The organism is Pseudomonas sp. ICMP 8385 (assembly GCF_002699915.1).
Classification (GTDB): Bacteria; Pseudomonadota; Gammaproteobacteria; order Pseudomonadales; family Pseudomonadaceae; genus Aquipseudomonas; species Aquipseudomonas gessardii.
In genome coordinates this window covers 41,148-63,388 of record NZ_LKBY01000095.1, presented here as the reverse complement: position 1 = coordinate 63,388, position 22,241 = coordinate 41,148, and the positions used below count along the sequence as shown (strand labels likewise).

The following is a 22,241-nucleotide window of genomic DNA, read 5'->3' as shown; positions in this document are numbered from 1 at the left end:
AGATCGACCGGTGCGGTATCTGTATCGATCGGGGCCACAGCACCCTGATCAGAACGTCGAAAGTGAGCGTAATATCTTCCTCAGCTGCGTAGTGCAGAGTGGCCTACCAAAGGCGTTGGTTTGAGCGCGGCGGAACATCTACGTCAAGACCCGCTACGACAGAGATCTGGCCTCGGGGGATTATCAGGAGAACCGTTTGATCATCACTTACATGTAACACAATCGATAGCAGGGCAAACCGCTTGATATATGGTTTCGATCAGTTTGAGTAGAGTCCCGGAGGGGCTCTCAAATTCTTGCAAAACAGTGAAATGATCCCGCCCGGCAACTTCCAGGCAAGTTGCTGGGCTATCAGTAAGGCTCCATGCAGACATCATGGTGCGATTCTGCTCCAGAAACGCTGGTGTTTCTTCGCCACCCACTACAAAGGCTGCTGGAACCAGATTTCCGGTCACGCGGGTCAGCGGCGAGCAGGCCTGCGCTTGGCGTCTATCGAGGAGCAATTTTTTATTTAGGCTGGTCTCGATCAGCGGCTCTAAATTGTAAATTCCGCTAATGGGCACTATCGCTGAGATGGGTTGCTGCCGTTGATGAAGCGCTGCTTGTGCTATTGCCAATTCAACCGCAAGGTGCCCTCCCGCTGAGTGCCCTACGACGATAAGCGGCAGCAGTTGTTCCTTCAGTGGAAGTGCAGTTCGGGTGAACAATACGCCGTGGCCTAGTGTGGCAACTATTTGAGCGACAGACACTTCAGGACAAAGTGGGTAGTTCAGCAGGGCTACGTTATAGCCGCGATCAGTCAGGGCTGAGGCGATAAAGCGAAACTGTGCCTTATCCCGCGATTGCCAATAGCCGGCGTGAAGATAGATCAGATTGGCTTTGGCACGCCCTTTGGCGAAACACAGATCAAAGGTCTGCCTCGGATGCAAGCCGTACCGGACGTCTAGATCCCAGGAGCGCTCCAGGAGCACCCTGTCGTTTGCCAATTGATACTGTTCGAAAAGAGTGGTGAAACCAGGGCGGTACTGCCCTGTGACGTATTGATATTCAGGCGTATTTTTCGGCATTGCGCAGGCTCTTGCGGTTAGTATTCTGGCCCATCCCTGGTACGGGGATGGCTAGGCAGGTACGGTGCTTTTGACGCGCCGCTACTTTCGTAGATTTCTCCAAGCTTTGAAGGGAGGCGCATCAGGAGGTTCCAAATCGCCAAAGGACGGAAGTCCAGACAGCCCCTGATAGAATCTTGCCACTCGGCAATAGATTGGGTGCTCATGGACGTCTGACCCTTGCTCGCTTCGGGGAAGAACTGATTAAACCTCCGACCCCGCCCCAGTACTATTCGGCTATAACGTAATTGCTATGCGGTTTTGCGGATTTCCTCAGGCTGTGAGCAATTTTTTTTATAAAGATGAATGACAGACTGATGGAGCTTGACGTGCGGTCACGAGCGAAATAGCGTGGCCTTGAATGGTTCCTCCAAAAGAGCAGAGGTCAGACCTTCGCGGACTGAGTTCTATTTTTTTGCAAAACCTGATCTCGGTGACTACCCCACTCAAGGAGCCATTTTTATGGATGGGGATAGTTTGAAATTATCCAAGGTGGGCGATGCTGCGCGTGCATCAGACGCAGAGCTAGTTTGGCTACCGTGATCTGACAATGCAGGAAGCACTGTACGAAACATCAGAAGGACGCCGCACTGTTTCACGCGTTTAGCCTGCAAAAGCCGCACTAAGTGGCTATCGAGGAAATGCTATGTTTTACCATCAAAATAAAAACAATGTAATTCGTCAGCAGTTTTCAACAGTTCTCAACACGCCCGCACAAGCCGTACAGTGGATGTTGAATATCAACGGGCCACATGATCTTGAAGTTCCCAGGCCCCGCGAACTGGATTTTCGCCATTATGGGACCATAATAGGCAATGCAGCTATTGGGATAATCGAATATTCGACCTTGGTACGTGTCAAGATCGAAAATCTGGAGCAGAGCTACAGTGTCAACTTGCCTCTGTACGGAGAGCAAAGTATTGAGCATCAGGGTAGTTCATTCGTCTCCAATTCTTCAGTAGGGGTGATCCTCTCGCCCAACCAGTCCTTGCGCATGACCATTGGCGAGAAATGCCGCAAAAAGATGGTTAAGCTCGCGCGCAGGGCACTGGAGGTGAAGTTATCAAAGCTGCTGGGTCGGCAAATTTCGCAGCCGATACTTTTCGAGCCAAAGGTGAGTTTGGATGGTGCAATGCAGCAGTGGTGGCAGCTGGTGGAAAATTTTCAAGAGATTCTGCTGGCTGAGAGCTCTTTATGCGATCTGCCAGACGTGTGGAGCAACTTTGAAAACAGCTTGATCACCAGCCTCTTGTTCTCGCAACGACATAACTATTTTGATGAATTGCTGGCGCGCCAAGCGGGGCGCCCGCAGTACCTGACACAACTTGAAATTATGTTTAATGAGTCCTTGGAACTCCCTCTGACGCTCGTGGATCTTGAGCGAGCTGTGGGGGTCTCCCGCGAGCGCCTTTATCGTGATTTTCATACGTATTACGGCATGACACCGATCGCATATTTTCGTCAATTACGATTCGATCAAGTTCGATTACGCCTGATCCAGGCGCGATCCTCTGAAAAAGTTTCCAGTATTGCTATGGATTACGGTTTTCAGCAGTTTGGACGTTTTTCCAAGGAATACAAAGAGCGTTTTGGGGAGTTGCCTTCGCAAACCTTGAGGTTGCACCGTACCAATTGAAACTCCTGCTTGCAGTGATCTATGTAGATCACGCCACCGATTGCACAGGCAGTCACTGAGTGATGGCCGTTAGGTAAGATCGTGGTTGGCATAAGCCTCATAGCGGTCCTGATCCAAGATCAATAACCTTGTTCAATTCTCAGAGATATTTTTTGAATGTCGCCGCAGTGATGGCCGTGGCCACCACACGCTTTTCGCGCCCGATCATATGCCGGGGAATGTTCTGCTCGGTGAGCTTGCCTTCAAGTTGGACGATCACTTCCCATGCTTTCGGCCCGGGATGTCGACCCTAGGTTACGTCGCCTTGGGCCTGGGTCAGGAAGGCCGCCAGCAGCAGGGTACTGGTTGCGAGCAACTGTGTGTAAGTCATTGCGTATCCTAAGATAAAAAGCCCCGCCAGGCCTGACGGGGTATCAAGCATCATCAAAATGGGTTGGTGAGGTCGATGCCCGACTTGCCCGGTGCCAGGATGTTGTGCGGGTCCAGGGCACGCTTGATGGCATGTTCAAGCTTGCGTTTGACCGGACCATAGCTCTGCGCCACACGCTCCTGGAAGGCGGTGTTGACGCGGTACACGGCATAGCCTTCCTGCTCGAATACATCCAGCAATTCGGCAAAGCAGGCATTGGCGCGCTGGGTCTCTTCGGGGTTGGTGCGGTCGTACAGCACGTCGATGACGTGATGCATGTCGCGCCAGCCGACGATGAACTCGCCGACGTAGTCCAGGCCGTGTTTGTTGAGCGTCTTCTTGGCCAGCGCCTGCTGTTTGTCGCATTCGCTGCCTCGGGCCTGGCTGACCGGTGCGAACCACATGGAACCACCACCGCCACGCCAGTTGTACAGGCCGAATTCCTGCAGGTTTGGTACACCCGACATCAGTTGGGCGCGGTATTTGAAGGGCTGGGTGTCACCGGCTTCTTCCTGTGTGACGAGCCGACCCTTGCCCAATTGTTTGAGTGCCCCCTTGACGATGTTCCAGTTGACGTTGACCTGTTCCTGAGTGCCGTAAAGTGCGGCGTAGACGTTCCAGGCGCCGAGGTTCTTGTCTATCTGGATCTGCTTGAGGATCGCGTCGGAGGTCGCGCCGGGCTCAAGGGTGTAGTCGGAGCGGCGGGTATTGCAGGTGGAGGCCTCCCACAGTACGCCGGCGATCACCACCGAGTTGGGGATGACCTGGGCGATGCGCAGCGGGCGGATGAATTCGACGATTTCGGCGATATCCGACTCGCTCTCGAACTTGATCTCGAACGGCTTGAACACCGGCGGTTTGGGCATCAACCAGAAGCCCATCTTGGTGCAGATACCATAGTTCGCCTGTGTGAACATTCCATCCAGAGTCGGGCCATAGCCCCACTTGAAGACTTGCCAGGCGTTGTCGCCCTTAACCCCGCCCATGCCAGTGCGATACACGTCGCCATTGGCCAGCACCACTTCCATGCCGCACTGCATCATAAAATGCTCACCGTAAGGCGTGTAGCCCACGCCGCGATCCATCGTGTTGCCCAGCGGTCCGGCGATGGCCGACGGCGCGGAGAACGACAGCATCAAGGGCAAGTTGTGTTCCTGGATGTGGTCGTAAAGCTGCTGGTAAGTTACCCCCGGCTCGACCAGGGCGGTACACAGCTGGGGATCGACGTGGAGGATCTTGTTCATTTTTTTCAGGTCGAGAATGATCTGGCCACGCTGACCGGGTGCTGCGGAGCCGTAACCGAAGTTGCGACCGGTAGAGATGGTCCACACTGGTATCTTGTGTTCATTGCAGATTTTCACCACGCCTTGCACCTGCTCGACGGTGGTTGCGGTGATAGCAGCAGAAGGTGTGTGCCCGGCGTTGTCCACAGCCATCATGATCTTGGCGTAGGGGATCAGTTGATCGTCCTTGACCAGGACGTTGTCTTCGCCGAGCAAGGTGCGGAACTTGGCGATGGCTTGCTCGAAGTGGGCGGCGTTGACGCCACGAGGCAGTAGCTTGTTGTTGGTTTTTTCAGTCATCTGGAGAGTTCCTTCAAGCTTCGATCGAGAACGAAACGAAATTACCGGTCAGCGGCGAGGCACGGCTGGCGATCAGGGGCGCCTGACCGAGATTGGCGGTGCCCAGTGCAGCGAGGGTGTAGCCCAGCGTGGCCGCCCATTGCTCGGAACCTGCGGTGTTGCGCGCCGTCGCAGAGACTTGCAACGGTGCGTGTTGGCCATGCAAGCGCTGTTCAGTAAGGCTGAAGTGGGTACCGCAGGCGTTCAGGTTCAGGCCAAGCTGCGGGGCGCAGCCGCTGGCGGCCTCGGCACTGAGTAGACGGTGATGGGAGGCGTTGGCCGTGGCGCGATGCTGACCCAGCCACTGCACGCGCGCGCCGGCACTGCGTGCTAGGTCGATGATCACGGCAGCACTGGCATCGTCCACCAGGCCGATGATGCGTTGCGGTTGAGTGCTGCCCAGGCGTTTTTCCAGGTCGAGGATGAAGTCCAGGCTCAGGTCGGCGCGTTGCATCGTGACCTGTCTAGCGGTTGGGCTGGCGTTGATGCCCTGGAGGAAGGCCGACGCGGCAACCTCGCCAGTCATTAGGGCCAGGGTCGGTAGCGCCGGCCGGGCCTGAACGCCCAGTGCACCGTTGGCCATGGTCAGGCCCGAATGGCTGACCAGCGCTGCGGCCATGCCGCTCAAGGCCATTCCCTTGAGCAATAAACGACGTTCAATATTCATTACCGACTCCTCAAGGCTTGGCCACGGGAACGGGTGTTTTGGAGATATAGTCGGCTACCTGTTGCAGCGAGTTGTCATCGATGAACGAAGCGGGGAAGGCCGGCATGGCACGGAAACCGTTACGCACGATGGCGGTGATGTAGGGCGATGGCAGCTGGCGGCCCTTGATAGACGGGCCGACTTGGTTTTCGTGGCAGTAGCCGCACATTTTGGCATAGACGTTTTCGCCGCCTTTCCAGACGCCGTCACCATCGGCAAAGACGCTACCTGCCAGCAGGGTCATCGGTAGGGCAAGGCAGACAGTGAGGGGCCATCTCACCGCTGGGCGGTTGAGGAGTGAAGACATTTCGTACTCCGTTCTCTTATGGGGAAGTGGGTTCATGGACGCCATGGTTCAGGTCAGAACGGATACGGCCTGGGGGCGTGTTGCAGGGTGATCCAATGGTCGGTGGTGAACTCCTCGATCGCCCAGTCGCCATTGAAGCGTCCAAGGCCGGAGTTCTTCTCACCGCCGAACGGCGCGTTGGGTTCGTCGTTGACCGGGATGTCGTTGACGTGGGTCATGCCGGCGCGGATGCGTTGCGCAAATTGCACGCCGCGCTCCAGGCTGGAGGTAAAGACGGCGCTGGATAGTCCATATTCGCTACAATTGGCCAGCTCCAGGGCGTGCTCGGCATCGCGGGCGGATTGAATGCCCACCAGCGGCCCGAAGATCTCTTCACGCGCAATGTCCATGTCGGCGGTGACGTCGCCAAACACATGCGGCGGCAGGACGTTCCCCTTGGCTTGCCCGCCCACCAGCAGATTGGCGCCCTCGGCCCGGGCGGTGGCGATCTTCGCTTGCAGGCCCGCCAATTGCTTGCTGTTGATCACCGGGCCGATCACGGTTTCCGCTTTATCCGGATCCCCGTAAGGCAGGGCTTTGACCCGCTCGACGAAGCGCCGGGTAAAGGTTTCCAGTAGTGGTTGCTCGACGATGATGCGGTTGATTGCCATGCAGATCTGGCCCTGGTGGAGGAACTTACCCACCACGGCGGCACTGACGGCCTGCTTGACATCGGCATCGGCCAGGACCACGAACGGACTATTACCGCCCAGCTCCAGGGCGATGTGCTTGAGGTGCTCACCTCCACTGGCGATGCGGCCGATGGAGCGTCCAACCTGGGTCGAGCCGGTAAAGGAAATGAACGATGGGACCGAGTGTTCGACGAAGGCATCGCCAATTTCCGCGCCGGCACCGACCACCACACTAAGCACGCCCGACGGCAATCCGGCTTCCTCGAAGATGCGCGCGAGCAACAGGCCGCCGGTGATAGGCGTATCGCTGGCGGGCTTGACCACTACCGCGTTGCCCAGCGCCAGGGCCGGTGCCAGGGAGCGGGCGGTCAGGTGCAGGGGGAAATTCCACGGGCTAATCACGCCGATCACGCCCAGAGGTGTGCGGTAGACACGGCTTTCCTTGCCAGGGATGTTGGAGGCAAGAATGCGCCCGTGCACCCGGCTTGGCAGGCTCGCCGACTCCAGTGTAATGGCGCGAGCGGAGCCCCATTCGATTTGCGCCTTGATACGCGTGCTGCCGGACTCACGAATGATCCAGCCAATGATTTCTTCACGGCGCTCGTCGAAGATCTTTACCGCGTTGAGCAGGACCTGAGCCCGGGCGGCCGGCCCTTGGGCTGCCCAATTGACCTGGGTTTCCTGTGCCTTGCGGTAAGCCTCATCGAGATCATCGCGATTGGCCTGGGTGATTTGCAGCAAGCGTGTCTGGGTGAAGGGGTCGAACACCTCCAGCGGACGATCGGTGCTACCGGCACGCCATTTCCCGGCGAGAGGTTGCAGTTCAAGGTTTTGATAGGTAGGGCGAGTAACGGTCATGGCGTTGTCTCTCTTATTGGGTGCTCATGACTTAGTAATAACAACTATCGTGCCAAACTCGATTTATTAATTAATTTATATAAAATCAAATAGTTATGTTTTTTTAGCGCGTCTGGACACAAATATTGAAACAGCGCGTGCGGAATTTTATGCAGAGGATGTCGCAGGCCGTTGAAAGCTCGACGCTTGATGTTTTTTTGTGCGTTTATCGGACGAACGAGGGTCAGAAGGCCTGTGGTCAATCATTGGCAGATTGACCGTGGGGGTTGTCCGGGCATACTGAAAAAATTACTTCCCAACAGCTCATTGATCCTATGACTCGTCCCCCGCCTGACAAGAATCGCCGCCCTGCAGATGAGGCGTTTCTCAAGCAACTGCTTGGCCGACAAAAGCGCCTGATTGTCGACCGGGCCAGCCAGTTCGGCGCCAGTGGTCTGCCTTCGGCCGAGCAACTAGCCGAGACCGTGGCCTTCGCCCCACAGGACGGGAGCATCTGGTTATGCGGTCAGCGCGTGATGTTGATGCAAGGCTCGGCCTTCGGCGCGATCCGCCGTGAGCTGATCGACGCGCAGGGGTTCGATAAGGCACGTGGCCAGTTGACGCGCATTGGTTGGCAGGCAGGCGCGCGCGACGCCACCCAGGTCAGCGAACAATGGCCGGAAGGCGATCACGCCAGCTTGTACAGCGCCGGACCGCGACTGCACATGCTTGAAGGTATGGTCAATGTCGAGGTCGTGCGCTTCGAGATCGACTCGGGCCTCGGTCATTTCTACTCCGAGTTTTTCTGGCACAACTCACTGGAAGACGACGAGCATATTGCTGCCTACGGCCTAGGAGGTGAACCGGCTTGCTGGATGGAGATCGGTTATGCAAGTGGTTACGCCTCTTCACTGCTCGGTCGCCTGGTGGTCTTTCGTGAGGAGGAATGCCGGTCGATGGGGCATAAAGCCTGTCGCATCGTCGGCAAGCCAGCCGAGCAGTGGGACGATATCGATGTGGATCTGGCGTATCTGGACCCGGGGGATTTTCTCAGTCGCAGCACTTACTCCTCGGGCATAGAAACCACCGTCGCCGAACTGGAAGAGCCCGTCGACGGTATACCCTTGGTGGGTATTTCGGCGGCGTTCGTCGCGGCCAGTCAATTGCTGCAGCGCGTCGCGCCAACCCAGGCGACGGTGTTGTTGACCGGGGAATCGGGGTCGGTAAAGAATTATTCGCCCGTACCCTGTATCAGGCCAGTTCCCGACAGCAGATGCCGCTGGTGGCCCTCAACTGCGCGACCTTGCCTGAGAACCTGGTCGAGGCCGAACTGTTCGGTGTCGAGCGTGGTGCCTTTACCGGTGCCGAACGATCGCGCCCCGGGCGTTTCGAGCGAGCCGATGGCGGGACGCTGTTCCTCGATGAGATTGCGACCTTGAGCTTTGGTGCGCAGAGCAAGATTCTGCGTGCCTTGCAAGAAGGTGAAATCGAGCGGGTCGGTGGCACGGCTCCGATCCGCGTGGACGTACGGGTCATTGCCGCGACTAACCTGGACTTGCGTCGCGAAGTCGAGGCCGGGCGTTTTCGTGAAGACCTGTTCTACCGATTGAACGTGTTCCCCATTCACCTGCCGCCGTTGCGCGAGCGTCGCGAAGATATCCCGTTGCTGATGAGTTACTTCCTACGCCATTTCAGCCTGCGCCATGGGCGTCGGCCGGCGCGGTTCAGTACGCGGCTGGTCAACGCGCTGCTGACGTATCGGTTTCCCGGCAATATCCGTGAGCTACAGAATCTGATCGAGCGCGGTGTGATTGCCGCCGGTGACGGCGAGGTGATCGATATGGTGCACCTGGCCGAGGCGGGGGCGCCGTTGCTGGCAACGGCCATTGGCCTGACCCCCGAAGGGCGCCTTTCTGCTGTGCAGCGCCGGGATGAGCCCGCAGCCGAGGTGCAGGCAGCCGCAACCTCCACCGAAGGTTCGGGAGCAGGCCCCCTTCAAGAGTCGTTGCTGGAGAGTCTGCAGGCCTTTGTTTCCGGTCACCAACGGGTGTTGAACATATCCCTGGAAGAGATCGAACTGCGCCTGGTGCGACTGGCGCTGGAACGCTCGGGCGGTAACATCACGGCAGCAGCGCAGATGCTCGGCATGAGTCGAGCGCAGGTCAGCTATCGCCTCAAGGGGAGCTAGCGCCTAGCGCTTGTAGCGGCCTGCACTACGGTATCGGCCAGATAGTTGACGACAAACAACTGCCCGTAAGTACCCGGTGGCGGCAGAATCCCCATACCGTAGTTTTCGATGCCCAGTGCTACAGCCTGGCGAGACCGCCAAGCTTAACAGCCGAGAGCCTTATTCCTCGGAACTTTCGAGCAACAGGATTATCCATTGCGTATGCTCTGCCGGTCGCTTTGTTCGGAGGAGCGGCGCAGTTGCTCTCTACAGGGTTGATGAGGATGGCCGGAAGTAAACTTGCGCCCGCGTTCTATGCCACCGTTTGTGTATCGTTGGTTGCTGCGATTTTTTTGCGCTATACCGCTTCTGACGACGTTGAGTGAAAGAGAGTAATAAAAGTTTTTATAAGCTTTTTTCACAACAGTTTTTAGGAGATATTTGATGATAAGAACGTTTCTTCCTCCCGATGCCCCCTTATTGCGTGAAGTGGCTACTCAGGTTGATAGGTTTTCGACTGATGAGCTACGAACCTTAGTATCTGATATGTTTGAAACCATGCGTGATGGTCGTGGAGTGGGCTTGGCTGCCCCCCAAATTGGGGTGAGCGCACGAATTATTGTCTTTGAGTTTTCTGGGGATGAAGAGCGAGCGCCTGGCGAACCTCTGATACCTCCTTCTGTACTAATAAACCCGGTTATTCTCTCGGGAGAAGGGTGGGCAGAAGGACGTGAGGGGTGTTTTAGTATTCCAGGGAAAATAGGTATTGTGCCTCGATACACGACTATCGAATACACGGCTCAAGATATTGATGGTCTTAAGGTTCAAGGCAAAGCAGAAGGTTTTCATGCCCGCATTATTCAGCATGAAGTCGACCATTTGAATGGCATTCTTTATATCGATATCGCCAGTGAGGTCTCTCCTTATCAACGAGAAACTATAGAGAATAAATAATCAGTTCTTTGGTACTCTCAATTCCCCATAAGTGGAAAATAAAAGCACCAAAAAAATTGCTCTCGGGTTAAGGATAGTCTGAAGTGGCCCGATATTTTCAGGTCATTTCGCCATCTGCGATTTAGAAAACAGCGCATCAGTCAAAAAACGATCAGATTAGCCGTGTATTTCATGCTTTTTAGCCACTGCGAGCCTCTCGCAGTGGTCGTTTCCCGCATTACAGGCGCTCCTCGCCCGCATTCGTCAGCAAATGTCGGTGCGCCATCCACAGGTTCGATAGCGCGAACAGCGTCACCTGCTGCGCGGTGTTCTTCGCAAGGCCACGCAAGCGCACCTTGGTATAGCCAAACTGGTGCTTTTTCAGCGTTTCCTTAAGGCAAAGAGGTGTCTACGAAACCCGGGGCGATTCACTATGAGTGACAAACTCTCGTTCACGAGAGGCAGTTTCTCATGGGTGAGTATTTTCTTGCAGTCGAAAAGAGAGGATTTTAGAAGCATGTATGAGAGGTCGCTTCTATGTGATTGCGGTATAGAGTTATCGAAATATCACATTCGACGGGAAAACTCATGAAAAGTATTAATGAGCTAATAGAAAGCCAAATTTCGACTAACACATTGATGATGTCGGAGTCGCACGTGAGTTTCAACTGACTGCGCCCGAAATACCCGTAATACTCGTTGCCGTCGGCTATAAATTCGTCGAAAGCTGGCCACAAAAGTCGCACAAGAGATTCAGTCAAGTACTGAAACTGGTTTAAAAGTCAGAGGCGTATGGGCTGTTCAGCCTATGGGCGTGTGACGATAGATGGTTGGATAGAAGGAGGGATACCAACTGTGCAAATATTTCTGAAAAAAGTTTAGGTAGGCCCGCACCAAGCGAGAGGGGTAGCGCTGGGATTGATAAAGCAAATGTGAAGTGGCTGCACGTTTCGTTGAGACATCAGACGACTTCACGGCGAAGAGACTGCCAGGGATGTCTTAAAAATATTTACGCTTTTAATACAGAAAGTCGTGTGCCGAAAAGCTCAGTAATTCGTTGCTTTACGGTTGGGGCTGAATACTGCTTTAACTTAAATTCGCTGCAATTATGCGAAATTTGATCAGAGTTTCCCAAATGAAAATAGGAGAGTGATTTATGAAAAGTATTAAATGTTTTTCAATTTCATTTTTTTTGTTTGTTGGTTTTAATTCTGCTTATGCAAGCGAAAACCAAGTTTCACTTTCGTTGCAGTCGTTGGCGGACTCTATGAGGTGGGACTCACTTGATAAATGCTCAGCAACATATGAGGTGGTTTTGCAAAAAACGTCAGACGCCCAAAAAGCTGTTGCCGAAGATCTAAAAAAATCAATTGTCAGCTCTGCTTACAATCAATTTTTGCAGGGGCAAGTAAAAAATAAGTTGGACTCCCTATCTGCAGAGGTCAAATACCTACAGTCACGTTGCCAAGCTGGTGATTATGATGGCTCCTCGTTAAGTCTGGAAAGACCTGCTCGATTGGAGCAAATGTTACAAGAGTGGCAGTCGACTATTATCTGGGCTAAGGATGTCATTGTGTCTGAAAAATACCCAAACTTAACCTATGTTAATAAATCTCCTTCACTGATAGAAAATAAGGAACTCAAGCCTTTAGATAGGTTTGTAGATTGCACGGATAGCTATTGTTCGGAAATGGTCGTCATCCCCGCAGGTGATTTCGTTATGGGGGCAACTGAGGAGGAAGCCGTTGCCGAAAAGGTAAATGCCAAAGTACATGCGTGGGAAATTCCTCGTCATAAGGTGGTGATAAAGAAGCCATTTGCTTTGTCTTCAACGGAGGTGACATTGGGTAGCTTTCAGACGTTCGTTAATGAAACTGGCTACAGTTTACCAGAAGGCTGTACTTCACTAAGCCCGCCTGCAAATCCGCAAGTTGCTCTGGCTAAACTTTTTTTCTCTAAGGAAGCTAACTATAAAAATACTGGGTTTAAACAAGGAGAAAGTGAGCCCGTAGTTTGTGTTCGTCGTGAAGATGGCCGCGCATATGCTGAATGGCTATCGAAAAAAACGGGGCATAAATATCGTCTTCCAACGGAAGCTGAGTGGGAATATGCCGCACGAGCAGGGACTCAGACAACCTTCTTTTGGGGTAATAATCGAGACGAGGCATGTGGTTATGCCAACGTTTACGATTTGACCACGGATGAATATTATAAATATGGATTCAGTAAGTTTATGTGTAGCGATAAGCAGATTTCTACTGCGCCGGTCGCATCATTCAAGCCGAATAATTTTGGTATCTACGATATATTGGCGAATGCTAGGGAGTGGGTTGACGATTGCTGGCACTATAGTTATAGCAATGCACCGACTGATGGTTCAGTTTGGGGGAAAGAGAATAACGGGTTGTGTCAATTTGGCGTATTGAGAGGAGGGGCATGGGCGTATAATACGGTAAACGTCAGGATTGCCTATCGGAATGCCTATTTCTCTTCGCAGGCCCGTGCTTTTATGTGGGGTTTCCGATTGGCCAGAGATATTTAGTTATCAAGCTACTGGATGCCTTTTTCTCAACCGTTCGGGTCACCTTTTAATTGGTTATTCGTGAACTACGGGGCGCACGGCCTATGCTTAACAGGCCGTTGAAAAATTCATTCCTATCTCCCCCAACCCGCCAAGCTTGAGATTTTTCAGCCGCTCAGGCTTGGCGCTGCCCTTTATCCCGCCTCAGTCAGCGGGTGTTTTGCCAGTTCCAGCGCAAATATTCACCTAGGGGCGATTTCTAGGCGCACCTCGCCTAAACATGCGACCCACCCCACCCGCCTGACAAGCTCTCCAAACAGATCAAGTTGTGCACCGAAAAGCCCTGCAGCTCACGCGCCATCTGGACAAAAAAATTCTGGTTGTAGCTTTTGTCCGCACCCTGAGATCGGGTCCACGCATTGGCTCGGTCTTCCGCTGACATTGAAGAACATGACGGGGCGTTTGCCAGAATCCAATTCGGTTCGGTCTTTTTCAACAACCTAATTAGTGCCTCTTGAGCCAACACCGTGGTTGGTCATTCTTTTAAGTTCAGTCTGCGGGCTGGCGGCGGGTTTGGGGTTGGCGTCGATTACGCCTTCTACCTGCGTTGCTTGGGTGAAGTCATTTGTGGGTGATCAAAAAACGGAGGCTTGCTTCGAGTATTTTGTTTTGTAATGATCACTAAGTAAGTTGATTTTATCTGAAGACAACTCTGGACCGAGGACAAGGCCATGAAAAATCGTCTGCTTTCCCCGTTGAAAATGGGGCGTGTTGAGCTGAAAAACCGTGTTGTCATGGCGCCTATGACACGCTCGCGGGCCAAGCATGGCAGTGATGCACCCACCGCGTTGAACGCCCTCTACTATGCCCAGCGGGGCAGTGCCGGATTGATCATTACCGAAGGCACACAGGTTTCCCGCCAGGGCCAGGGCTATGCCTATACACCCGGTATTTACTCAAGCGAGCAGGTGGCTGGCTGGAAACAGGTAACCCACGCCGTACACGAGGCCGGCGGCTTGATTGCGGCACAACTATGGCATGTGGGCCGCATGTCCCATGCCTCGTTGCAGGCCCAGGGGAGCGCGCCGGTTGCACCGTCCGCCATCCAGGCCCAGGCCCAGGTTTTTATCTCGGACGGCAAGGGCTCGGGCCTGATGGCGCCTGCCGAGAAACCCCGGGAGATGACGCTTGATGACATGGCGTCGGTCAAGCAAAGCTTTGTTGAGGCGGCCCGGAACGCTGTGGCCGCGGGCTTCGATCTCGTCGAGGTACACGGTGCAAATGGCTATTTGTTTGATCAGTTTCTGGCAACAGGCACCAATAAGCGGCAAGACGCATATGGCGGCTCATTGGCAAACCGCGCCCGCTTCCTGTTGGAAACCGTCGATGCGTTGATTGAGGTCGTGGGGGCTGATCGGGTAGGGGTGCGCTTATCGCCGTGGGGAACGATCAGTGACATTCAAGACGATGAGCCCGAAGCGATGGCATTATTTTTGGCGCATGCTCTTGATCAGCGCGACATTGCCTACCTGCACCTGGCGGAATGGGAGTGGACTGGCGGCCCGGCTTACCCCGAGGGTTTTCGCCAGCGTTTGCGATCGGCCTTTCAAAAGACCTTGATCGTTTGCGGCAACTACGATGCAGAGCGTGGAGAAGCCCTGCTCGCCGAAGGCCTGGTAGATGCCATTGCCATGGGGCGTCCGTTTATTGCCAATCCAGACCTGGTGGAACGTATCCGCCAGGCCGCGCCTCTTGCTGAAGCAAATCCGGCGCTGTTTTACGGCGGCGATGCCAAGGGCTACACCGATTATCCGGTTTACTCGCCTGCTTGACCCTGGTCGATGGGGCGCGCATGCACTCGCTGCAGCGTGCCTGCCTGGACAAGTCATATTGCCGGCCTAGCGAAGCCATCCTCTGGCTGGCGTTGTAAAAGTAGACGGATCTTTTAACGTGCCCCTGTCAGCATCCGTGGGGCGCGCCGTTTCTAACGCACGTACCCGAGGAAAACCCATGCATATCAAGGCAGCAGTTGTTCGCGAAGCCGGCGGCCCCTTTTTGATCGAAGACCTGGAGCTTGAAGCGCCCGGAGCCGGCGAAGTACTGGTGAAGATCGTGGCCTGCGGGATCTGCCACACTGACGTGATCATCCGCGACCAGTTTTACCCCACGCCGTTGCCGGTGGTCTTGGGCCATGAGGGCGCCGGTGTCGTTGAAGCCGTAGGGCCCGGTGTCAAGACGGTCAAGCCGGGTGATCATGTCTTGATGTCGTTTTCGGCCTGTGGCACATGCCCCAGTTGCCTGGACGGCGCCGTCGCCTATTGTCATCACCATATGCAGATGAATTTCTCTGGCATGCGTTACTCCGGGACCGCCTGGGATGTGCCAGCGCCGCTGTTGAAACGCTTGCCGTCGGGCAAGGAGGAACGCATCAACGGTGCGTTTTTCAACCAGTCCGCGCTGGCGACCCATGCGATTGCCACCGAGGCCAACGTGGTGGTGGTCGACAAGGACGTTGACCTGAAAACCCTCGCGCCGCTGGGCTGTGGTTTCCAGACCGGGGCCGGGGCTATTCTCAATACCTTGAAGCCGGACGTCGGCTCATCCCTGGTCATCACGGGAGCCGGCAATGTCGGGCTGGCGGCGGTGATGGCGGCGGCGGTTGCGCGGTGCTATCCGATCGTGGTGATCGACCAGGTGCCGCAGCGGCTTGCACTGGCCAAGACGCTGGGCGCGACCCATGTCTTTGATTCGTCCCAGGTGGATGCGCTGGCGTCGGTGCTGGAACTGTGCCCGGACGGGGTCAACTATGCACTGGACACCACCGGTCACCCCCAAGTGCTGCGCTCGGCCTTCCAGATGTTGCAGGCCCGCGGTATCTGCGGCCTGATCGGGGGCTCCAAACTGGGCACTGAGGCCAGCCTGGACATGACCCATCTGCTGTTTGGGCGGACGGTGCGCGGTATTCTGCAAGGGGACAGCAAACCGAAGAAATTCATCCCGCAATTGGTGCAGTTGTATCGCGACGGGCTATTCCCGATTGACCGCCTGATCCGCCACTACCGGCTTGAAGAGATCGAGACGGCAATCGCCGATATGAAGTCCGGCGCGGTGATCAAGCCGGTGTTGCTGATGGACTGAGTACAGGCGCATGCGACATGGCCGCCGGGGAGGCGGCCATGTTGCTGGCAGTCTTCAGCCCAGCGAGTCGATCACCCCCGGCTGTAGCACCACATGCTTGTACTCCAGGAAGTCTTCCAACTGCGCGACACCACGCAACCGGCCACGACCGCTTTGCTTGTAGCCGCCTTCCTCGAATTCGTCGCGCATGGCGGCCCAGTCATTGATCCACACGGTACCGGCCTCGATAGCGGCGGCCATGCGAAGCGCACGGTCACCGTCACGGGTCCAGACACTGGCCGCGAGCCCGTATTCACTGTCGTTGGCCAGCGCCACCGCCTGGGCTTCGGTGTCGAACACTTGCAGGGTCAACACCGGGCCAAAGATCTCGCGCTGTACGATATCGGCCTTGGGGTCGCTGATTTCCAGCAAGGCAGGCTGGTAAAACGCGCCCTTGGCCAATGGCCCCTCGGTGATCGGGCCTCCGCGCACAATCACATTGGCCCCCTTGTCGATGGCTTCGATCACCATGGCCTCAACGCGTGCGACGCTGTTCTTGTCGATCAGTGGGCCCATGTCGCTGCTCGGGTCTGCTGCAGGCCCCGCCTTGACCTGGCGCAGGCGCTGGGCCAAACGCTCGCGCACCTGGTCGACGATCCCGGCTTGTACCAGCAGGCGGCTGCCGGTCATGCAAAATTGACCGGCGAACACGGTCAGTGCTTTCTCGATTTTTGGCAGCGCGGCGTCCAGGTCGGCATCGTTGAACACGACAATGGGCGTCTTGCCCCCCAGCTCCAGGCCGAAACGCTTGAGCAGGGGGGCGCCGCTGGCGCTGATGGCGCGACCGGTGCTGGTGCTGCCTGTGAAGCTGATGGTCGGTACATCCGGTGAGCGCACCAGGTAATCCAGCACTTCAAACTCACCGGTGACCATATTCACCACCCCAGGCGGCAGGCTCTTCACTTCGCTCAGGATCTGGGCGAGCAGCGCGTTGGTCTGGGCTGTCTGGCTCGGCATCTTGATGACGGTGGTGCAGCCTGCCGCCAATGCCGGCGCCAGGGAGCGCACCATCAGCGCCACGGGTGAGTTCCATGGCACGCTGATCCCGGCCACACCCAGGGGCTCGCGCAGGACCATGGAAAACCGCCCGGCACTCCATTGGGCCGCGCGGCCATAATCGCTGAAAATCAGCCCGGCACAGTAGCGCAGGCCGGGCGCGGCGAGGGAAATCTCAAACATCGCTTCGCCCGCCACTTTGCCGTTTTCCAGGCTCAGCAGTGCCTGCAAGTCGGCGGCGCGGGCTTCAAAGCGCTCGGCCATTTCGTGGAGCACACGGGCGCGCAGCTCGCGGTTGCTTTTCCAGTCCGTGGTCAAGAAGGCCCGGTGCGCGGCGGCGACCGCAGCCGCAGCTTCGCCTGCCATGCCCTTGGCATAGCGCCCGATTTCATGACCGGTGGCCGGGTCGATGCTTTGCCCGTGTTGTTCGCTGTCGTGCCATTGGCCGTTGATCCAATGCCGTGCTACGACCTGTTGGGTGGCGTTGCCTGGGAGAGTGGTCATCGAGTATTCCTCTGGAGGTGAGACAGCAAAGGGTGCCCGAGGGGGCACCGGGCTTACCCGGCCCACCGAGCAGCAAAACTAGTCCAATCAGGCAGTGGCCGAGGTTTGTTGCGTGGCCGCCACGCGCAGGCTTTCGAGCAGGTCTGGCAGGCTCGGGTCGGGATGCGGTTCATCGCGCCAGCACATGCCGAGCGAGCCCTGGGCATTGAGTTCAAAGGCCAGCGGCACGATCAGGCGTCTTTGTGTGAAGTGCTCGGCCACCCGGTCCGAAGCGATCGACAGCATGTCGCTGTATTGCAGCAACCACAGGTTGCCCACCAGTGACGACGACTCGATGCGATAGGGCAGCGGCCCCTGGCCCACATGGGTCAAGGCTTCGTCGAGTTTGCTGCGGATCGGTGTACCCGCCGGCCAGACGATCCAGTCGTACTGACGCAAATCGTCCCACCCCAGCCCGGGCAGTCGGGTCAGCGGATGGTCTGCCCGGCAGATCACCCGCATGCTTTCTTCATACAGGCATTCGCTGCGCAACGCGGTGCGCGGAGTGTAGTTGTCCAGGCGTCCCACCACCAAGTCCAACTGCCCCAGCTCCAGGCGTTCGAGCAAGGTGTTCATGGTGCCTTCCTGCAATTGCACCTGGGCTTTGGGGTGGCGTTTGAGAAACTGGATGATCGCAGCCGGAACCAGGTTGGGCGCGGATGCCGGCGAGGTGCCGATCACCACGCGATAGGACATTCCGTCCTGCATGGCCAGCAGGTTTTGTTGCGCACGATCCATTTCGCTGAGCACGCGCCGCGCATGGCCCAACAGCACCCACCCTTGGGCCGTGGGCGTGAGGCCACGGGCATGGCGCTCGAACAGCGGTGCGCCAACGTACTCCTCAAGCTCCTTCAACCATTTGGACAGCGCCGGCTGGGTACTGAAGGTCACGCGCGCGGCCTCACTGATGCTGCCGGTTTCGCACAGGCTGACCAGCAGATGCAGGTGCTGTACGCGCAGTCGTCGGGTCCAGTCGATGCTCATGGCGGGGTCTCAACAGTGGCGGAATTACCCATACCATAAATAGCATGGATGAATGAAGAAATACCATTATTAGAATATATATGACCCCATGATAATCGGTGCACAACGATTGGTCAGCTCGAATGGGTGCCCTGTGAACAACAACGTTAAATCCGAACGCGAGGCGTTTTATCAGCGCATTGATGCTCACCACTTGTTTCCCCTGTGGGAGCGCCTGCATAGCCTGGTTCCAGCCTCGCCGGCCGGTGCCTGCCAACCTGCGCTGTGGCGCTATTCGCAATTGCGGCCATACCTTGAGGAGGCCGGCCGGCTGATCTCTGCCGAGGAAGCCGTTCGCCGTGTCCTGGTGCTGGAAAACCCGGCGTTGCGCGGCCAGGCCGCGATCACGTCCAGCCTGTACGCCGGCTTGCAGTTGATCCTGCCCGGTGAAATCGCTCCCAGCCACCGGCATACCCAGTCGGCCCTGCGGTTTGTGGTGGAAGGGCGCGGGGCGTTTACCGCCGTGGACGGCGAGCGTGCCAGCATGGCGCCGGGCGACTTTATCATTACGCCGTCCTGGGCCTGGCACGATCACGGCAACCCGAGCCTGGAAGAGGGCGGGGAGCCGGTGGTGTGGCTCGATGGCCTGGATATTCCGCTGGTGCGTTTTTTCGACGCCGCCTTCGCTGAGAACTACGAGCAGCCGGTGCAGCCCATCAGCCGCCCCGAGGGCAACAACCTGGCGCGTTTCGGCATGAATATGTTGCCGGTGCGCCATCAGGTCAGTTCCCACACGTCGCCGATTTTCAAATACCCCTACGAGCGCAGTCGCGAAGCACTGGATACCTTGCTGCGCCAGGAGCAGATCGACCCCTGGGAGGGCGTGAAGCTGCGCTATGTCAACCCGGCCACCGGTGGTTCGCCGATGGCGACCATCGCGACGTTCATGCAGATCCTCCCACGCGGTTTCCGTGGGCAGACCAGCCGCAGTACCGACGCCACGGTGTACTCCGTCGTCGAAGGCAAAGGCCGGGTCTTGATCGCCGGCCAGCCTTTCGATTTCGAGCCCCGCGACACGTTTGTGGTGCCGAGCTGGGCCGCCGTCAGTTTCCAGACCGAGCAAGAGTGCGTGCTGTTCAGTTTTTCCGATCGGCCGGTGCAGCAAGCGCTGGGCCTCTTGCGTGAATCCCGTGAATCTCTTTGAAACCCCGGAGTCGACCATGACTTATGCCGTTGCCCCTCAAGCCGTCACTGCCCTTGCCATTGATGGCAGTGCCGACACGTTTCCTGTGCGCCGCGTGTACTGCGTGGGCCGCAATTACGCGGCCCATGCGCGTGAAATGGGGTTTGATCCCGACCGCGAACCGCCGTTCTTTTTCTGCAAGCCCGCGGATGCGGTAGTACCGCTGCAACCGGGGCAGACCCTGGAATTGGCGTACCCCGCCGAAACCAGCAACTATCACTACGAGATCGAGCTGGTGGTGGCGATCGGCAAAGCGGGCAAGGACATTGCCCTGGAACACGCCAATGAGCACGTCTGGGGGTTCGCCGTCGGTTTGGACATGACCCGTCGCGACCTGCAAATGAAAGCCCGCGAAATGGGACGCCCCTGGGAGTTGGGCAAAGCCTTTGACCAGTCCGCGCCCATCGGCCCGTTGACGCCGGCTGCCGGTTTCCAGGGCGCCGCCAGTGCCGGCTTATGGTTACAGGTCGACGGTGAAGACAAGCAACGCAGCAGCCTCGACAAGCTGATCTGGTCGGTGCCGGAAACCATCGCCTATCTGTCGCGTTTCTTCGAGCTCAAACCCGGCGACCTGATCATGACCGGCACGCCTGAAGGCGTAGGCCCGGTGGTCGCCGGCCAGTTGATGACCGGGGGTGTGGATCACCTCGGGGTGATCAGCGTTCGTGTGGTCTGAGCCCAGGTTTTTTGTAGTCCAATGATTGGAGGCTCCCATGCAGCTCTACAGTTTTTTCAACAGCTCCACCTCCTACCGTGTGCGTATTGCCTTGGCCCTCAAGGGGCTGAGCGTGGACTACCACGGCATCAACCTGCGCAGCGGTGAACAGCGTTCGGCACAGTACCTCAGTCGTAATCCGTCGGGGGCGGTGCCACTGTTGATTGACGACGATGGCACGGCCCTCAGTCAATCGCTGGCCATCATTGAGTACCTTGACCAGACCCGCGAAGGCTTGCGCCTGATTCCCCTGGCGCCGCTGCAACGCGCGCGGGTCATGGAAGTGGCGATGCTGATCGGCTGCGATATCCACCCGCTCAACAACGTGCGGGTGCTGGGCTACTTGCAGCGTGAGCTGGGGGTGGACAACCGGCAAAAGTCAGCGTGGTACCAGCACTGGGTCGAGCAGGGCATGCAGGCGCTGGAAGGCCTGTTGCAACGCCACGGGCAGGGGCCGTATTGCTTCGGTGAACAGCCTACCCTGGCGGACTGTTGCCTGGTGCCGCAGGTGGCGAATGCGCTGCGCATGGGCTGTGAGTTGGAGCACTTTGAACGGAGCATGGCGATCTATCGCCACTGCCTTGAACATCCCGCCTTTATCCAGGCAGCCCCGGAGCAGCAACCGGACTACATTGCCTGACCGGCGACTCACGGGTCGGGGCCCACGTCTCGACCTGACGTTAAACCTAACGGCAACGGTCAATCAGTCATGGAAAACATGCCAAGCAGTGCGCAATGCAACTATCACCAATTGCACGATTGGAGCAATGAGGTCAACAGCACCCTGGTCAATCTGGACTACTGTGCAACCGACAGTTTCTGTGGGTTCTACCAGCATGTTTCCAGTCGCGACGTCGTCGTCGCACGTTTGCGGGGCACGGCCCACTGCACCTCCCGGTCGCTGTTCAAACTGCGCCAGGTCGACAGTGATTTCGTGCTCATGCTCTACGTCAAGGCCGGCGACATTGGCCTCAGTCATCGCCGCCATGACGGCGGCCTGCCGCAGGGCAGCCTGGTGGTACTCGACAGCAGCAAGCCCCATGAGCTGGTCATGGACGGTTGCTTTGAGCATATTGCCTTGCGCATGTCCAAGCGGCGTTTTGCGGCCTTGCACCCAGCAGCGCTGCTGATGCTGGACGAACCCCTTGTCGAGATCAGCGCCGACAGCCAGGCGGCAACCGCCATGCTTGAACTGGTGCTGTCCGCTGGCCCTGTCCGGGCCAGTGCCGTTGAAACCATGACTGAAGCCGCCACAAAAATGCTGTGCGAATGCGTGGCACACCTGGCGCCCGCCGCCACGCGCAAGGAGGCAAAAATGCCGATGCTTGCCGCGCAAATGCTCAGCTCGCTGGACCGCAATTTTTCCGATCCGCAGTTTTCATCCTCGCGCCTGGCGCAGGAGCTGGGGGTTTCCCGACGCTATGTGGACCTGGTGTTGTCCCGCCAGCACCAGACCTTTGGCAAGCTGCTGCTGGAGCGACGCCTGGCGCGCTGTCACCTGTTGCTCTGCGACCCGCGGTATCTGGGGCGCTCCATTACCCAGATCGCCTTCGACTGCGGCTTCAATGACCTCTCGAACTTTTCCAAACGTTTTCGCGAGCGCTACGGCATTGCGCCCCGCGCCTTGAGAAACGCCAGCAACGCCCACTGAGCGGCGGTTCGGGCGACGGCTCAAACAGACACGTGCGC

General features: G+C 57.0%; 16 protein-coding genes and 2 pseudogenes. 10 read left to right on the top strand and 8 right to left on the bottom strand.

Annotated features, from left to right (window positions below; genetic code table 11):
- Window positions 1-203 precede the first annotated feature (203 nt).
- Window positions 204-1,067, bottom strand: a complete 864-nt coding sequence (locus AO268_RS13195) for an alpha/beta hydrolase (protein WP_099168932.1) — start codon at window positions 1,065-1,067, stop codon at window positions 204-206.
- Window positions 1,068-1,752: 685 nt separating this feature from the next.
- Between AO268_RS13195 and AO268_RS13190 the strand changes: the two genes are divergently transcribed.
- Window positions 1,753-2,742 carry an AraC family transcriptional regulator gene (locus tag AO268_RS13190; protein ID WP_076964631.1) on the top strand — a complete coding sequence of 330 codons (990 nt, stop codon included), beginning with the start codon at window positions 1,753-1,755 and terminating at the stop codon, window positions 2,740-2,742.
- A 423-nt stretch (window positions 2,743-3,165) separates the two neighbouring features.
- Here the strand turns inward: AO268_RS13190 and AO268_RS13185 are convergent, their stop codons facing one another.
- Genes AO268_RS13185 through pchA form a run of 4 tightly spaced genes read right to left on the bottom strand, consistent with a single transcriptional unit; the run spans window position 3,166 to window position 7,315 of the window.
- Window positions 3,166-4,734, bottom strand: a complete 1,569-nt coding sequence (locus AO268_RS13185; protein WP_099168931.1) for an FAD-binding oxidoreductase — start codon at window positions 4,732-4,734, stop codon at window positions 3,166-3,168.
- Between the two features lie 13 nt (window positions 4,735-4,747).
- Window positions 4,748-5,440: a hypothetical protein gene (locus tag AO268_RS13180; protein ID WP_099168930.1), complete on the bottom strand. Its 693-nt coding sequence runs from the start codon at window positions 5,438-5,440 to the stop codon at window positions 4,748-4,750.
- Window positions 5,441-5,450: 10 nt separating this feature from the next.
- Complete coding sequence (locus AO268_RS13175; RefSeq protein WP_099168929.1) at window positions 5,451-5,786, bottom strand: c-type cytochrome; 336 nt, start codon at window positions 5,784-5,786, stop codon at window positions 5,451-5,453.
- Between the two features lie 53 nt (window positions 5,787-5,839).
- Window positions 5,840-7,315 (bottom strand): 4-hydroxybenzaldehyde dehydrogenase, encoded by a 1,476-nt coding sequence (pchA, locus tag AO268_RS13170; RefSeq protein ID WP_099168928.1) that lies wholly within the window; start codon window positions 7,313-7,315, stop codon window positions 5,840-5,842.
- Between the two features lie 314 nt (window positions 7,316-7,629).
- On the opposite strand from pchA, the pseudogene AO268_RS13165 reads away from it, so the two are divergent.
- A pseudogene (locus tag AO268_RS13165) lies at window positions 7,630-9,482 on the top strand (sigma 54-interacting transcriptional regulator).
- Window positions 9,483-9,905: 423 nt separating this feature from the next.
- Window positions 9,906-10,415 (top strand): peptide deformylase, encoded by a 510-nt coding sequence (def, locus tag AO268_RS13160; RefSeq protein ID WP_076964637.1) that lies wholly within the window; start codon window positions 9,906-9,908, stop codon window positions 10,413-10,415.
- 217 nt (window positions 10,416-10,632) lie between these two features.
- On the opposite strand, the pseudogene AO268_RS13155 reads toward def, so the two are convergent.
- Window positions 10,633-10,773: pseudogene (locus tag AO268_RS13155) on the bottom strand (IS5/IS1182 family transposase); the annotation flags it as partial.
- Between the two features lie 777 nt (window positions 10,774-11,550).
- On the opposite strand from AO268_RS13155, the gene AO268_RS13150 reads away from it, so the two are divergent.
- The 3 genes from AO268_RS13150 to AO268_RS13140 all read left to right on the top strand — a co-directional run bounded on the left by AO268_RS13150 (window position 11,551) and on the right by AO268_RS13140 (window position 16,053).
- The gene (locus tag AO268_RS13150; RefSeq protein WP_257154377.1) at window positions 11,551-12,936 is read left to right on the top strand and encodes a formylglycine-generating enzyme family protein; all 1,386 of its coding nucleotides are present in this window, start codon (window positions 11,551-11,553) and stop codon (window positions 12,934-12,936) included.
- A gap of 710 nt (window positions 12,937-13,646) precedes the next feature.
- Window positions 13,647-14,747, top strand: a complete 1,101-nt coding sequence (locus tag AO268_RS13145; RefSeq protein ID WP_076964638.1) for an alkene reductase — start codon at window positions 13,647-13,649, stop codon at window positions 14,745-14,747.
- Between the two features lie 178 nt (window positions 14,748-14,925).
- On the top strand, window positions 14,926-16,053 hold the full coding sequence (locus AO268_RS13140) for an NAD(P)-dependent alcohol dehydrogenase (RefSeq protein WP_076964639.1): 1,128 nt from the start codon (window positions 14,926-14,928) through the stop codon (window positions 16,051-16,053).
- Between the two features lie 54 nt (window positions 16,054-16,107).
- Here the strand turns inward: AO268_RS13140 and AO268_RS13135 are convergent, their stop codons facing one another.
- Complete coding sequence (locus AO268_RS13135) at window positions 16,108-17,592, bottom strand: aldehyde dehydrogenase family protein (RefSeq protein WP_099168927.1); 1,485 nt, start codon at window positions 17,590-17,592, stop codon at window positions 16,108-16,110.
- Window positions 17,593-17,679: 87 nt separating this feature from the next.
- Entirely contained in the window at window positions 17,680-18,609 is a 930-nt protein-coding gene (locus AO268_RS13130) for a LysR substrate-binding domain-containing protein (RefSeq protein ID WP_099168940.1), read from the bottom strand.
- 139 nt (window positions 18,610-18,748) lie between these two features.
- On the opposite strand from AO268_RS13130, the gene gtdA reads away from it, so the two are divergent.
- The 4 genes from gtdA to AO268_RS13110 all read left to right on the top strand — a co-directional run bounded on the left by gtdA (window position 18,749) and on the right by AO268_RS13110 (window position 22,203).
- Entirely contained in the window at window positions 18,749-19,798 is a 1,050-nt protein-coding gene (gtdA, locus tag AO268_RS13125) for a gentisate 1,2-dioxygenase (protein ID WP_076964641.1), read from the top strand.
- 16 nt (window positions 19,799-19,814) lie between these two features.
- A complete protein-coding gene (locus AO268_RS13120) occupies window positions 19,815-20,513 on the top strand; it encodes a fumarylacetoacetate hydrolase family protein (protein ID WP_099168926.1) in 699 nt (232 codons plus the stop codon).
- A gap of 37 nt (window positions 20,514-20,550) precedes the next feature.
- Window positions 20,551-21,192, top strand: coding sequence for a maleylacetoacetate isomerase (maiA, locus tag AO268_RS13115; RefSeq protein ID WP_076964643.1), 642 nt, complete (start codon window positions 20,551-20,553; stop codon window positions 21,190-21,192).
- A 69-nt stretch (window positions 21,193-21,261) separates the two neighbouring features.
- Window positions 21,262-22,203, top strand: coding sequence for a helix-turn-helix transcriptional regulator (locus tag AO268_RS13110; RefSeq protein ID WP_083743108.1), 942 nt, complete (start codon window positions 21,262-21,264; stop codon window positions 22,201-22,203).
- Window positions 22,204-22,241 lie beyond the last annotated feature (38 nt).